Origin of the sequence: Sphingomonas sp. AAP5, from assembly GCF_004354345.1 — a bacterium.
Taxonomy (GTDB): Bacteria; Pseudomonadota; Alphaproteobacteria; order Sphingomonadales; family Sphingomonadaceae; genus Sphingomonas; species Sphingomonas glacialis.
This window is the reverse complement of the sequence record NZ_CP037913.1, coordinates 597,753-611,288: the sequence shown is the minus strand read 5'-3', so window position 1 is coordinate 611,288 and position 13,536 is coordinate 597,753. Positions and strand designations below refer to the sequence as shown.

The window sequence follows — 13,536 nt, the reverse complement described above, 5'->3', positions numbered from 1 at the left end:
CCGCCCTATTGGGTCGCAATCACGTGGAGCGAGGCCTTGCCCCCCGGCACGGCCTGCCCCCCGACCCGACTGTCCAGCGTTGCGAGCTTCCCATGTCGGCTCGCAGCCAAGGCAAGGAGATAGGTGTCGGTCAGCTGCGCCGAGGTGAAAAGCTTCGCGCCGGTGACGTGCCGCTCGTCCAGCAGGGAAATAGCATCCGGCCAGAACACATGGCCGGGTAGCGCACACAGACTCGCCAGCACCGGCACGACCGCTGCAGGCGAGCCCGGCGTATTCGCGTAGCGCGGATGACCGACGATCCGCAGCACGCCGTTTTCGGTCAGCGGACACGTTGCCCATGCGGCATGCCCGGTCTCCGAAAACCAGCGATGCGCCACGTCGTGGTTGACGTGGCGGCGGTCGATCAGCGCGATCAGGACATTGACGTCCAGCAGATAGGTCATTCGAGCTCGTCGCGGAGCGAATTGACCATCTCCATCGTGATGACCGCGTCGGGATTGTTCACCGGCAGCAAGACAAATCCGTTGCGCATCGTCTGCGACGATCCGTCCGAGCCCTCGGAGCGCAACGACCGCCGCGCTAAATCCGACACGACCTCCCCGATGCTCCGCCGCTGCTGCCGCGCGAGATCGCGCGCAACCAAGAGAACGTCGTCATCGATAGCCAGGGTCGTGCGCATTCCGCTTCATACGCTACAGCGCATCACGCATCAAGCATCGCGCATCTGGTGCTGCAAAAACCGGCAGCCCGGCGTCCCATGTACAGGCTTTGGGCAGCGACGAGCCGTTTGTGAGGACTCCCCCCAGCATTTCCGCCCCTCGCGCGGCTGGCACGGTTGTTGTAAGGTCACCCGGCATAGCGGGAGGCGGAGCAAGCGTGAAAAAGATCGAGGCGATCATCAAGCCGTTCAAGCTCGATGAAGTGAAGGAAGCGCTGCACGAAGTCGGCGTCAGCGGCATCACCGTGACCGAGGCCAAGGGCTTCGGCCGCCAGAAGGGCCATACCGAACTCTATCGCGGCGCCGAATATGTCGTCGACTTCCTCCCCAAGGTGAAGCTCGAGGTCGTCGTCGAGGACGCGATGGCCGACCGCGTGGTCGAGGCGATCGCCGCCGCCGCGCAGACCGGGCGCATCGGCGACGGCAAGATTTTCGTCATTCCCGTCGAAACCGCGTTGCGAATCCGCACTGGCGAGCGCAACGAGGACGCGATTTGACGCAACGCAACATTCCGTGACAGCGTAAACATCCGGGCGACACACGATTCCCGAACCACTCGGGCAGACTATTCGAAAACGAAAGGCGTGGGGACTATGGCTAAGGCAGCGAATACGGCCAGCGACGTACTGAAGATGATCAAGGAGCAGGAGATCGAGTGGATCGATCTGCGCTTCACCGACCCCAAGGGCAAATGGCAGCATCTGACGATGGTCGCCGGCGTCGTCGGCGAAGACGAGCTGACCGACGGCTTCATGTTCGATGGCTCCTCGATCGAGGGCTGGAAGGCGATCAACGAGTCCGACATGATCCTCATGCCCGACCTCGACGCGATCTGGACCGACCCCTTCTCGGCCACCCCGATGCTGATCCTCGTCTGCGACATCGTCGAGCCCTCGACCGGCGAGCTTTACGCGCGCGATCCGCGCTCGACCGCCAAGCGCGCCGAGGCGTATCTCAAGACCACCGGCATCGGCGACACGATCTTCATCGGCCCCGAGGCCGAGTTCTTCATGTTCGACAACGTCCAGTTCGAGAACAGCTATTCGACGAGCTATTACAAGATCGACGATATCGAGCTGCCGACCAACACTGGCACCAGTTATGACGGCGGCAATCTCGGCCACCGTCCGCGCGCCAAGGGCGGCTATTTCCCGGTCGCGCCGGTCGACAGCGCGGTCGACATCCGCGGCGAGATGGTCTCGACCATGCTCGAAATGGGCCTCCCCTGCGACAAGCATCACCACGAAGTGGCGGCAGCCCAGCACGAGCTCGGCCTGACCTTCGGCACGATGACCGTCACTGCCGACCGCATGCAGATCTACAAGTACGTCTGCCACAACGTCGCGCAGGCCTATGGCAAGACCGTCACCTTCATGCCCAAGCCGATCAAGGAAGATAACGGCTCGGGGATGCACACGCATCTGTCGATCTGGGACAAGGGCAACCCGCTCTTCGCCGGCAACGGCTATGCCGGCCTGTCGGACATGTGCCTGTATTTCATCGGCGGCATCATCAAGCATGCCAAGGCGGTCAACGCCTTCACCAACCCGACGACCAACAGCTACAAGCGCTTGGTCCCGGGCTATGAAGCGCCGGTGCTGCTCGCCTATTCGGCGCGCAACCGCTCGGCATCGTGCCGCATTCCGTACGGCACGGGCCCCAAGGCGAAGCGCGTCGAAGTGCGCTTCCCCGACGCGATGGCCAACCCGTATCTGTGCTACGCCGCGCTGTTCATGGCGGGCCTCGACGGCATTCAGAACCGCATCCACCCGGGTGAGGCGATGGACAAGAACCTGTACGACCTGCCGCCCGAAGAGCTCGCCGAGGTTCCGACCGTCTGCGGTTCGCTCCGCGAGGCGCTCGATTGCCTGGCCGCCGATCACGACTTCCTGCTGAAGGGCGACGTGTTCTCGAAGGACCAGATCGAGTCGTATATCGAGCTGAAGATGGAAGACGTGAAGCGTTGGGAAATGACGCCGAGCCCCGTCGAGTTCGATATGTACTACAGCTACTGAGGCCGCCGCGCCGGCGGCCGGTGGGGACAAGGCGAAGCCGAAGTCCCCACAGGAGCTGTCGGCCGGCCTCGCCATAGCGAGGACCGACGACGTGGCTTTGCCACGGCGAGGATTATGGAGAGGGCGCTCGGAGCGATCCGGGCGCCCTTTTTGCAATCGACACCGCATCACTGCGCTGCCACATTCCCGCGACACTTGCTTCGGGAGCATGCGTTGAATCGCCGCCAAATGCTTGCCGCGCTCGGCGCGACCACGCTGCATCCCGTCATTGCTCGCGCCAACGATGGCGGACCGGCAACCGCCGCCAACCGGCGCGGCGACATCGCGATCTTGCGACAGGCGCTCGCGCTGCATCCCGGCCTCTACCGCTACAACAGTCCGCGCCAGATTGCGGATCGGCTCGACCGCCTCGAGATTGATTTCGTCGCGGCGCAATCGCTGGAGGCGCAATATCTGCTGCTGGCGCATTTCCTGGCGACGATACGGTGCGGGCACAGCTACGCCAATTTCTTCAACCAGAAAGAGGCGGTAGCGACCGCGCTGTTCGACCGTCCGACGCGTCTCCCATTCCAGTTCCGCTGGATCGGCACGGACATGATCGTGCTGCGCGAGCCGACCGGGGTTTTGCCGCCGGGCACGACTATTCGACGAATCAACGGTGTGCCGGCCCAAGCGATACTCCGGCAATTGATGCCGTATGTCCGCGCGGACGGTCATAACGATGCGAAGCGCATCTCGCTCCTCGAGGTCCGCGGCGACGAGCGACTCGAGACCTTCGACGTGTTCCACGGCCTGCTGTTCGGGGAGCCGACCGGCGGGCTCCATCAGGTCGATGTTCGCACGCCCGATGGTGGCGAAAAGACGGTGGCGCTGCCCGCGACTGGCATTGCCGCGCGCCGCGCGATGATGGCGCTGCGCGCAACCGACAAGACCGCAGCGCTATGGAATTGGCAGATGCGGCCTGACAGCGTGGCGGTGCTGACGATGCCGAGCTGGGGCGTGTACGACAGCAAGTGGGATTGGCGCGGCTGGCTCGATGCGCGCCTTGCCAGCCTGGGAGGTGCAAAGGGCCTGGTGATCGACCTGCGCGACAACGAAGGCGGCGAGGACTGCGGCGACAGCATCCTGGCGCGTTTGGCGACGAGCGATCTGCAGAGGATCGATTACGCCCAGAAATTGCGGTTTCGCCGCACGCCGCCCGAGATCGACCGCTATCTCGATACGTGGGACAGCAGTTTCAGGACACTCGGCGTCGGCGGGGCCGACTTGCCCGGAGGATTCATCGCGCGGCCGGGTGAGAGCGCGAGCAGTCGTATCGCCGCCGTCGCGCCACGCTTGACGCTGCCCGTCGCCGCGTTGATCGGACCGGTCAACAGTTCGGCCACGTTCCAGTTTGCCGCAACCGCCAAGGCGAGCGGGCTCGTCCGGTTGTTCGGCAGCGCGACCGGTGGCAACCAGCGCGGGATCAACGGCGGATGCTTCTTCTTCGTGCGATTGCCCGCCTGCGGGCTGGAGTTCGACTTGCCACTGGTCGGCACCTTCCCGCGCGCACCGCAGCCCGATGCTGGGCTGGCCCCGCACGTCGCCGTCGCCGCGAGCGCCGCCGATATTGCGGCGGGGCGCGATCCCGTGCTTGCAACAGCGATCGACTGGGCAGTGCGCGCCTGAGCCCACGGAATAAGCGATTTCATGCGTTCGCCATTTTGCGGCCCCGAAGCGGCGTGATCCAACCCCGCAACTAGCGCGACCAACACCGACCTGTTCGAGATCCTCACCACGTCGCGCCTTCGCTGGGGAAAAAATCCCCCGCCCCGCGTTCCTCCCCCAACCCCCGGGAGACCCGCACATGCCGCTCAAAGCCATCGCCCTCAACTGCACGCTCAAGGCCGACGCCAGCGAGGCCTCCTCGACCGACGTGATGATCGGCCTGCTCAAGGACGCCTTCGCCGAACGCGACGTCGAGCTGACAGAGACGATCCGCATCGCCGCGCACGACGTGAAGCCCGGCTTCAGCTCGGACGAAGGCGATGGCGACGCCTGGCACGCGATCCGTGAGAAAATCCTCGCCGCCGACATCCTCGTCTTCGGCGGCCCCGTCTGGATGGGCCAGCTCGGCAGCGTCGCCAATCGCGTGCTCGAGCGGATGGACGCCCATCGCGCCGGCCTGCTCAAGGCGACGCCCTACCCGGGCTGAGCGGCCGCGGCGTTGGCCCCCGATTCAGCCGGGGTATGGCAGGTCGCGCCATTCCCCCGGCGCGAGCCCGTCGAGCGACCAGTCGCCGATCCGCCAGCGCACCAGCCGCAGCGTCGGATGGCCGATCGCCGCGGTCATCCGGCGGACCTGGCGGTTGCGGCCCTCGGCGATCGTCAGCTCGATCCAGCAATCGGGCACGCTCTTGCGGAAGCGCACCGGCGGGTCGCGTGGCCACAAGGCGGGCGGGTCGATCCGCCGGGCCTCGGCGGGGCGCGTCATCCCGTCGGTGAGTTGCACGCCGCGGCGCAAATGGTCGAGCGCGGCGGCATCGGGTTCGCCCTCGATCTGGACGAGATAGGTCTTGGGCAACTTGAAGCGCGGGTCGGCGATCCGCGCCTGCAACCGCCCGTCGTCGGTCAGCAGCAGCAGCCCCTCGCTGTCGCGGTCGAGTCGCCCCGCGGGGTAAACATGCGGGACAGCGACGAACTCGGACAAGGTGCGCCGCGCGGCCGAAATATTTGCGTCGGTGAATTGCGACAGGACGTCATACGGTTTGTTGAGCGCGATCAAGCGCGTACCGACCGCGACCGGCTTGCGGTCGGGGCGAGCCACGGGTCGCGGCGACGATCGCGCCCGCGCGCCGGTGGCAAATTTTTCAGACTTTCGCGGCACGATTGGCCTTATGAGGATCTACCCCCCGCTTGACCAGTTCCATCGGCTGCACGCCGACGTGTTGACGCTGCTCGATCGGGCAAAGCCGTATTTGAGCGGTCGCGAGGCCGGGGCCTGCGTTGTGCTCACGCCGTTCCGCACCGAACTCACCGCAGCGCTGCACGCGCTCGACGCCTATACCCAGCGCGCGCTGTTCAGCCCGATCCTGAGCGCGGGCGGGCCCGACGTCGCGACGGTGTGGACGCTCAAGGCCGAATATATCAAGCTCGGCTTCGATTATCAGGACTATCAGCGCAAATGGGCCGGCGTCGACATCGACGCGCACTGGGCCGAATATCGCCTCGCCGGCCTGGCGATGATGCGCCACATGCGCGAGCGGGTCGGCGCGCTCAACCAGGCGATCAGCGCGCTGTGCGAGCGACACTTCGATGCCGCGCGCGAGCCCGCCACGGTCGACTGATCACACCGTCAGCACGCTCGCCCCGCGCGTCTCGCCCGCCTCGAGCGCGCGGTGCGCCGCCGCCGCATCCTCGAGCGCGAAGGTCTGGCCGATCTCGGGCGTGATCGCGCCGCTGCGCAGCATCGCGAACAGCCGCTCGGTGCCCGCGAGCCGTTCCTCGCGGGTCGCATAGTAACTGAACAGCGTCGGCCGCGTGACGAACAGTGAGCCCTTGGCCGCGAGCACGCCGAGCTCGACCCCCGTCACCTTGCCGCCGGCATTGCCATAGCTGACGATCAGCCCGCGCGGCGCGGCGCTCGCCAGCGACGACTCCCAGGTTGCCATCCCGACCCCGTCTAGGATGATCGGGACGCCCTTGCCTTGCGTGATCTCGCGCACGCGCGCGGCGATGTCCTCGTGCTTGTGGAGGATGACATGGTCCGCACCCGCGGCCTTGGCTTGCGCGGCTTTTGCCTCGCTTCCGGCAGTCCCGATCACGATCGCGCCGATCGCTTTCAGCCAGCCGACGAGCAGATGCCCGACGCCGCCGGCTGCCGCATGGACGAGCACGGTCTGCCCCGCCGCGACCTTGGGGCAGCGCTCGACCAGGAATTCGGTGGTGCAGCCCTTGAGGAGCAGCGCGGCGGCCGTCCGGTCGTCGACATCGTCGGGTAAGCGCAACAGGCTGGCAGCGGTGACGTTACGCGCCGTCGCATACGCACCGAGCGCGGGGCCGAAGGTGCCGACCCGGTCGCCGGGCGCGAAGTCGGTGACGCCCTCGCCCACTGCCTCGACCACGCCCGCCGCTTCGGACCCGAGCCCGCTCGGCAGCGTGGCGGGATAGACGCCGGTGCGATAATAGACGTCGATGTAGTTGAGGCCAACCACGGTGTTGCGCATCCGCACTTCGCCCGGGCCCGGATCGGGCAGATCGACATTCACCCACTCGATCACGTCGGGGCCACCAATTTGCTCGAATCTTGCGGCACGTGCCATGCGTCGTCTCCTCGCGGGAACAGCTCAACCGACGATCTGCGTTTCGGGTTGCAACCGATCTCGCAGCGCGCCATCTACCCCTCCTAGCAGAAACCAGAAACGTGGAGAGCGGCGATGAAGAGCTATCTCAAACAGTATATCAACGGTGCCTGGGTCGAGAGCCAGGGCGGCACGCGGCACGACGTGATCGACCCCGCGACCGAACAGCCCTGCACCGAGATCACGCTCGGCACCGCCGCCGACGTCGACGCCGCGGTCGCTGCCGCACGCACCGCGTTCGACAGCTATTCGCAGACGACCGTCGCCGAGCGCGCGGCGCTGCTCGAGCGGATCATCGAGGAATACAAAAAGCGCATCCCCGACCTCGCCTTTGCGGTGAGCAGCGAGATGGGCGCACCGATCGGCTTTGCGACCGCGGCGCAGGTGCCAGCCGGGCTCGGGCATTTCATCTCGACCTTGAAGGCGCTCAATAGCTTCGAGTTCGAGCAGAAGCTCGGCCGCGCCAAGGTCGTGCACGAGCCGCTCGGCGTCGTCGCGATGATCACGCCGTGGAACTGGCCGCTCAACCAGGTCACCGCCAAGGTCGCACCGGCGCTGGCGGCGGGTGACACGATGATCCTCAAGCCCTCGGAGGAATCGCCCGGCTGCGCGGTGATCCTCGCCGAAATCCTCGACGCGGCAGGCGTGCCGCCGGGCGTGTTCAACCTCGTCAACGGCGATGGCAAGGGCGTCGGTTCGGCGCTGTCGGCGCATCCCGATGTCGATATGGTGAGCTTCACTGGGTCGACCCGTGCGGGCATCGCGATCGCGCAGTCGGCCGCGGCGACGGTCAAGCGCGTGCATCAGGAGCTCGGCGGCAAGGCGGCCAATCTCGTGCTCGAAGGCGCAGATCTCGCCGCGGTGCTGCCGCCGACGGTCCAGGGTGTGCTCGCCAATTCGGGGCAGAGCTGCATCGCCCCGACGCGGCTGCTTGTCCACACCAGCCAGGTCGCCGAGGCAACTGGCATCGTCAAGGCGATGATGGAAGGCACCGCAGTCGGCGACCCCGCCGTGATGGGCGCGCATATCGGCCCGGTCGTCAACAAGGCGCAGTACGAGAAGATCCAGGGCCTGATCCAGTCGGCGATCGACGAGGGCGCGACGCTCGTCACCGGCGGCACGGGTCGGCCCGACGGACGCAATTCGGGGTATTTCATCAAGCCGACGCTGTTCACCGACGTGACGCCCGAGATGCGCATCGCGCAGGAGGAGGTGTTCGGCCCCGTCGCGACGATGATCGCCTACGACACCGAGGACGAGGCGGTGAAGATCGCCAACGGCACGCCCTACGGCCTGTCGGCAACGATCTCGGGCGATCCTGCCAAGGCCGCCAAGGTCGCGCCGCGGCTGCGCGCTGGGCTCGTCACGATCAACTCGTGGAGCCCCGACGGCAACGCGCCGTTCGGCGGCTACAAGCAATCGGGCAACGGTCGCGAGAATGGCAAGTTCGGCCTCACCGACTTCATGGAAGTGAAGACGGTGATCGGCGAGCCGGCCTGAGGCGCGCATGACACGCCGCATCGACGTGCTGATGCCGGTGAGCGGCAGTCCGTACGATGCGGCGGCGGCGGCGGCGCTCGCGCCATACCGTGCGGCGTTTGCCGCTGCGGGCATGGCGCTGGCACCGCGGCCGTGGGATTTGGGCCCCGGCGACGGCGATGCGGCGCTCGCGCTGTTCGCCTGGGGCTATCATTTCGACGTGGCGCGCTGGGACGCAGTGCTGGCGGCGTGGCCCGACGAGCAGCCGCTGTTCAATCCGCCTGCCCTGCTCGCCTGGAACACGCGCAAGACCTACCTGCTCGCGCTCGAGGCGGCGGGGATCGCAATTGTCCCCAGCCGCTTCGGCCGCGCGGACGAGGCGAGCGTCATTGCCGCGTTCGACGCGTTCGGATGCGACGCGTTGGTGGTGAAACCGCAAATCTCGGCAGGGAGCCACGAGACCGTCCGCGTGAAGCGCGGTGATCGCGTCGCCCCGCTCGACGCCGCGATCATCCAACCCTTCCTCCCCGCGATCGCCGAGGAAGGCGAACTCTCGCTCTTCGCGATCGACGGCACCTTCAGCCACGCTGCGCGGAAAGTCGCGAGCGGGGGCGACTTTCGGATCCAGCCGCAATTCGGCGGCCGCTTCAGCCGCTACGCGCCCGATGCCGAGGCGCGCGGCGTGTTCGACGCGGTGCTCGCGGCGCTACCCGCGCGGCCGCTCTACGCGCGCGTCGATCTGCTGCGCAGTGCCGATGGCAAGCTCGCGCTGATGGAGGTCGAGGCGATCGAACCCGATCTCTATCCCGATATCGCGCCCGAAGTGCCGGCCCTGCTCGCAGCCGCGCTCGCCCGCCGGATCGGGGCGCGCGCTCAATAATCCTTCGACACGCGGACGTTCGCGGTCTGCCGGCCAAGCGTCGAGACCGTCGACAGCAGCGACAGCCAGCGCGTCACCTGGAACTCGACGCGCGTTGCGGAATAGCCCGCGCCGTCGGTGACGATCTCGGCATAGAAGCGCCGCGTGATATACTTGCCCGCGGCGACCGAGGTCTTCTGTCCGGTCGTCGGATCGGCCGAGACGATCCGCAGCCGATCGAGGCCGGCAACACGCCGCACCGCGTTGATCGGGTCGAGCCCACCCTTGCCGTTCTGCAACGCTGCCACTGCCGAGGCCAATTGCAGCGCCTCCGGTGCCGACAGATTGGTGATCGAGGTGCCGAACAGCAGCCGCGAGAGCAATTCGTCCTGCGGTAGCGCAGGCACGCTCGAGAAGGTGATCTCGGGCTTTAGCGCGGGTCCGGTAACGTTGATCGACGCGGTCAGCCCGGTCGTGTTGGCATTGGCGACGATGTCGAGTGCGGGGTTGGCAGGCACTTCGCCCGCGAACAGGATCTTCCCGCGATCGAGCGCGAAGGTTCGCCCGGCAAAGTCGTAATTGCCGCGCACCAGATCGGCGCGCCCGGTGATCGCCGGATTGTCGGGCGCGCCACCAATCTGCAGATCGGCCGACCATTCGCTCCGCAAGCCGAGCCCGGTGACGAGCACCTGGTTCAGCGCGCGCGCGCGGATCGCGAGCGTCCACGGCATGCGCGGCGCATCGTCGTCCTGGCCGCCATCGGGCAGATTGATCTCGCGGATGTTGAGCTGCGGCAAGGCGGTCGCCGCGCTTGCCTGGCCGAGCCGATAGCGGCTCTTGTCGAGCCGGAGATTGCCCGAGATCGTACCCCCCGCGCCGTCCGACTGGAAGCGCAGCGGCCCGGTAACGGTCGCGCCGATATCGTCGCGCGCTATCATCACGGCGTGGTCGGCCTCGACTTGAAGATCGAGCCCGAGCCCGTTCTTCGCCGCAAAATCGAACACGCCGGTGCCCGTGACATGCCCGCCCTTCCCCGCATCGGCGGCGAAGCGATCGAGCGTGAGGCGCGATCCGCCGAAGCGGCCCGTCGTCTGGACGTTGGTCAGCACGGTGCCCGTCGTCGTGCTTTCGATCTTCGCGCCCTTGGCCTGGACGACGCCCTTGATCTGCGGATTGGCGACCGTCCCGCCGACATCGGCACCGATCGCGACCGGCCCGGTCAAGTCGAACAGTTCGATCCCCGTCAGCCGCCAGACGGTGTCGGCGGGCCCGTCATAGCGCAACTGCGCGAACAGACCGGCATTCTGCACGCGCTGCGCGAGGTCGTCGCCACCGGGCAGGGTCAGCAGCATCTGCGCGCGGCCGACCGACTTGCCCCCCGTCTCCGCAACCGCGCGTGCCGCGATCCGATCGCGCGACAACAGCCCCGAAATCCCGACATCGACCGGGCGCGACGAGACGATCAGCCCCGAACGCGTCAGCCCGCGCACCGTCATGTCGATCTTGCCCGTCGGCGCCGCGCCACCCCCTTGCGTGTACGACAGGCTGCCCGAGGCGTTGCCGCCGAGCCCGAGCCCGGGATAGCCGATATCGAGAATCGACAGCGGCATCCGCGCAACGGTCGCGGCAAGCTCGCTCGAGGCCCGCGTGAAGCGTCCCGAGACCTTGGCATTGCCGCCCGAAAAGGTCAGATCGGTCGGCGCCAGCCGCCAGCCGTCGCCGTCGCGCGTCACCACCGCGGGGGTGACGAGCGTCAGCGGGCGACGGTCGAGCGTTCCTTGCGCCGAGACGACATAGCGATCGGGCGCGACTTGCGTGACCGACTGGATGTCGAACGCGCGCCCCTGCGACCCGGCGATCGACGCGGTGATCGTCCCCGTCCCGCCGCGCAGCTTCGCGCGCGCGGCGAACCGCCCGATCACCAGCGAGCGCCGGCGCAACCCCGCCCCCGTCAGATTGGCGTCGATCGACGTGCCGGCCGGATCGAGCAACGCCACCAGATCGAGATGCCCACGCCGCAGCACGAAGGCATTGGCGAGTTTCGCCGCGGTCGCATCGAGATGCGCCTCGATCTGCTGGTTGCCGCCGACCGGACGGAACAGCATAGCGCCCGCGAGCCCGCCACCGGCGATATCGAGCTTGCCGTCGAACCCGCCGGGGACGATCCGCAGCGGTCCGCTGGCGTGCGTCCCGCTCACCGCGAGATCGGCGATCGCGATCGTCCCGTCGCCGCCCTTTGGCAGCAGGATCGCGCCGTTGCCGCTGAACGGCCCCAGCCGCGAATCGCCGCGCGCGGTAAACGCAAATCCCGCATCGGTCGGGTCGAGATGCGCGACGACGTTGGCCAGCCCCATCGTTTCGTTGGGCCGCGCGAACACCAGATCGAGCGTCGGATGGTCGATCTTGCCATCGAGCTTGAGCGTCAGCGGGCCATAGGTCGTCTGCTGCCCCGCGCCCTCGAAATGGAAGGTGCCATCGCGCCGCCGCACGCCGTTGCCGGTGATGCGGAGCTGCGGCGCGGTCAGCACGAGGCCGTTGAGGTGGAGCAGCCCGTCGGGCGTGCGCTCGAGCCCGGTGACGATCCGCGGCAACCCGCCGCCGAGCGAGCGAAAAAAGGCGTTTTCGAGCGTGATCATCTGCGCGACACCCTGCCCGACGACGCGCGTCCCGCGCCCGCCGGGCCCCGGGACCACCTTGAGCGTCGTCTGCACGTCGACCACGCCGAGGCCCGGGATGCGATAGCGCCCGAGCCCGCCGTTGAGGCCGATGTCATAGCGACCGTCGCGCAGATCGAGCAGCAGGTTGATCCGCCCGTTGAGCTGGTCCGAGGTCAGCTTGAGATCGTCTCCGAGCACGAGCTGCGGCGTCACGCGCAGCACGCCGTCGATCGTCAGGTTGCGCAGGATCCCGCCGGCGACATCGCCGACGCCCGTGACGCGCGCCGCGGTCGCGCGGATCGGCACAAGCACGGGTTGTTTCGAGAAACGCCCACGCCCCGCCGCGCGGAAATCCTCGAACCCCGTATCGTCGAACGCGAAACGCTGCGCGGTCAGGCGATAGTCGAACGCCGCCGTCGCGAAGCGGCCGTCGAGGATCGCGCGCAGTTCGATCGCGCGGCCGGTCATGTTGGGGAAGAGCGCGTTCGGGCGCGTCAGCACGGCGTGGATGCGCAGGTTGCGGAACGCGCTTGCGGCCAAGTCGAGCGTGCCGTCGCCCGACACGTCGAGCGAGTCCGAGCGTAGCGACAGAGTCCCCTTGAGCTGACGTTCGGCGAGCGTCGCGGCACCGTGGACGAGCACGCGCGGCACCGTCAGTCGCTGGAGCTTGCCGTGCGCCAGCGGCGCCGGGACGAGCACACCCGACACGGCATAGGTGCCCGCGCGATTGGTCAGCGCGAGATCGGCGAGGCGCGTTGTGCCGACGTCCGCCACCATGCTGCCGCGCCACGCCGCCCAGCTTCCCTTGCCGGCGAGGTCGAGCGCGATCGGCTTGCCGAACCCCGAAAGCTTGGCGAGCACCCCGCGCGCGGTCCCGCGCACGCGCGCCATCGCTTCGAGCCGATTGCGATCGGGCGCGGCGTCGAGATGGAGCCGGATGTCGTCGCTCCCCGCCACCACCGCCGCGAGATCGATCAGGGCGCGACCGCGATGGACATCGGCGCGCGCGCGCAGCCGCGCGGTCCGCTCGACGCCTGCCAGCGCGGGGGCGACGACCAGCCGGTCGACCGCAAGGCTGCCGACATGGATATCAAAGCTTGGCAGGATCGGCCCGGTGTTGAGGGTTGGCCGCGTCTGCGGCAGCCGTGCGAGCGACGCCGAGGCGATCCGCAGGCTGGTGATGTCGAGCCGGTTGTCGAGCCAGTGGAGCGGCGACCAATCGAGCTCGGCGCGCGGCGCTGCAAAGAACACCCCGCGCACATCGCGCACCCGCACGTCGATCAGCGTCGCGCGGCCATAGATCGATCCCTCGATCCGCCCGATGCTGTAGCGCAGCCCATTCGCCGGCCGCAGCGCACCGATCCGGTCGGTGACGAAGCGATGCCCCATGCCGGTGTCGATCAGGCCGAGCATTACGACGACGAGCACGACCAGCGCGGCGAGAAGCGCGAACACGACTCGCCCCAGC

At 67.6% G+C, this 13,536-nt stretch carries 12 protein-coding genes; 7 read left to right on the top strand and 5 right to left on the bottom strand.

Features of this window, described 5'->3' with window-relative positions:
* Positions 1–5 precede the first annotated feature (5 nt).
* Together E2E30_RS02800 and E2E30_RS02795 are read right to left on the bottom strand one after the other, a co-directional pair.
* A complete protein-coding gene (locus E2E30_RS02800; protein ID WP_133187039.1) occupies positions 6–443 on the bottom strand; it encodes a TA system VapC family ribonuclease toxin in 438 nt (145 codons plus the stop codon).
* A complete protein-coding gene (locus E2E30_RS02795; protein ID WP_133187037.1) occupies positions 440–679 on the bottom strand; it encodes a CopG family transcriptional regulator in 240 nt (79 codons plus the stop codon). Before E2E30_RS02795 ends, E2E30_RS02800 begins: the two co-directional genes overlap by 4 nt.
* Before the next feature lie 197 nt (positions 680–876).
* Between E2E30_RS02795 and E2E30_RS02790 the strand changes: the two genes are divergently transcribed.
* The 4 genes from E2E30_RS02790 (at position 877) to E2E30_RS02775 (ending at position 4,927) form a co-directional block, all read left to right on the top strand.
* Positions 877–1,215, top strand: coding sequence for a P-II family nitrogen regulator (locus E2E30_RS02790; RefSeq protein WP_010183375.1), 339 nt, complete (start codon positions 877–879; stop codon positions 1,213–1,215).
* A gap of 96 nt (positions 1,216–1,311) precedes the next feature.
* Positions 1,312–2,733, top strand: coding sequence for a type I glutamate--ammonia ligase (gene glnA, locus E2E30_RS02785; RefSeq protein ID WP_133187035.1), 1,422 nt, complete (start codon positions 1,312–1,314; stop codon positions 2,731–2,733).
* Positions 2,734–2,946: 213 nt separating this feature from the next.
* The gene (locus E2E30_RS02780; RefSeq protein ID WP_165954438.1) at positions 2,947–4,401 is read left to right on the top strand and encodes a S41 family peptidase; all 1,455 of its coding nucleotides are present in this window, start codon (positions 2,947–2,949) and stop codon (positions 4,399–4,401) included.
* A 178-nt stretch (positions 4,402–4,579) separates the two neighbouring features.
* A complete protein-coding gene (locus E2E30_RS02775) occupies positions 4,580–4,927 on the top strand; it encodes a flavodoxin family protein (RefSeq protein WP_335925461.1) in 348 nt (115 codons plus the stop codon).
* Positions 4,928–4,951: 24 nt separating this feature from the next.
* On the opposite strand, the gene E2E30_RS02770 is transcribed toward E2E30_RS02775, so the two are convergent.
* Positions 4,952–5,539 carry a pseudouridine synthase gene (locus tag E2E30_RS02770; RefSeq protein WP_165954437.1) on the bottom strand — a complete coding sequence of 196 codons (588 nt, stop codon included), beginning with the start codon at positions 5,537–5,539 and terminating at the stop codon, positions 4,952–4,954.
* A gap of 70 nt (positions 5,540–5,609) precedes the next feature.
* Here E2E30_RS02770 and E2E30_RS02765 point away from each other — a divergent pair, with 70 nt between their 5' ends.
* The gene (locus E2E30_RS02765; protein WP_133187029.1) at positions 5,610–6,059 is read left to right on the top strand and encodes a hypothetical protein; all 450 of its coding nucleotides are present in this window, start codon (positions 5,610–5,612) and stop codon (positions 6,057–6,059) included.
* Here the strand turns inward: E2E30_RS02765 and E2E30_RS02760 are convergent, their stop codons facing one another.
* Positions 6,060–7,034 (bottom strand): quinone oxidoreductase family protein, encoded by a 975-nt coding sequence (locus E2E30_RS02760; protein ID WP_133187027.1) that lies wholly within the window; start codon positions 7,032–7,034, stop codon positions 6,060–6,062.
* A gap of 114 nt (positions 7,035–7,148) precedes the next feature.
* On the opposite strand from E2E30_RS02760, the gene E2E30_RS02755 reads away from it, so the two are divergent.
* On the top strand, positions 7,149–8,573 hold the full coding sequence (locus E2E30_RS02755; protein ID WP_133187025.1) for an aldehyde dehydrogenase family protein: 1,425 nt from the start codon (positions 7,149–7,151) through the stop codon (positions 8,571–8,573).
* Positions 8,574–8,580: 7 nt separating this feature from the next.
* Positions 8,581–9,432, top strand: coding sequence for an ATP-grasp domain-containing protein (locus E2E30_RS02750; protein WP_133187023.1), 852 nt, complete (start codon positions 8,581–8,583; stop codon positions 9,430–9,432).
* Here the strand turns inward: E2E30_RS02750 and E2E30_RS02745 are convergent.
* Positions 9,426–13,481, bottom strand: a complete 4,056-nt coding sequence (locus tag E2E30_RS02745) for a translocation/assembly module TamB domain-containing protein (RefSeq protein WP_133191896.1) — start codon at positions 13,479–13,481, stop codon at positions 9,426–9,428. The two genes, E2E30_RS02750 and E2E30_RS02745, sit on opposite strands and share 7 nt — an antisense overlap.
* Between the last annotated feature and the right edge of the window lie 55 nt (positions 13,482–13,536).

Excerpts from the sequence above, each read along its gene's own strand:
- E2E30_RS02800 (WP_133187039.1), bottom strand. The coding sequence starts at position 443 with ATGACCTATCTGCTGGACGTCAATGTCCTGATCGCGCTGATCGACCGC.
- E2E30_RS02795 (WP_133187037.1), bottom strand. The coding sequence starts at position 679 with ATGCGCACGACCCTGGCTATCGATGACGACGTTCTCTTGGTTGCGCGC.
- glnA (WP_133187035.1), top strand. The coding sequence starts at position 1,312 with ATGGCTAAGGCAGCGAATACGGCCAGCGACGTACTGAAGATGATCAAG.
- E2E30_RS02775 (WP_335925461.1), top strand. The coding sequence starts at position 4,580 with ATGCCGCTCAAAGCCATCGCCCTCAACTGCACGCTCAAGGCCGACGCC.
- E2E30_RS02765 (WP_133187029.1), top strand. The coding sequence starts at position 5,610 with ATGAGGATCTACCCCCCGCTTGACCAGTTCCATCGGCTGCACGCCGAC.
- E2E30_RS02760 (WP_133187027.1), bottom strand. The coding sequence starts at position 7,034 with ATGGCACGTGCCGCAAGATTCGAGCAAATTGGTGGCCCCGACGTGATC.
- E2E30_RS02755 (WP_133187025.1), top strand. The coding sequence starts at position 7,149 with ATGAAGAGCTATCTCAAACAGTATATCAACGGTGCCTGGGTCGAGAGC.
- E2E30_RS02750 (WP_133187023.1), top strand. The coding sequence starts at position 8,581 with ATGACACGCCGCATCGACGTGCTGATGCCGGTGAGCGGCAGTCCGTAC.
- E2E30_RS02745 (WP_133191896.1), bottom strand. The coding sequence starts at position 13,481 with ATGCTCGGCCTGATCGACACCGGCATGGGGCATCGCTTCGTCACCGAC.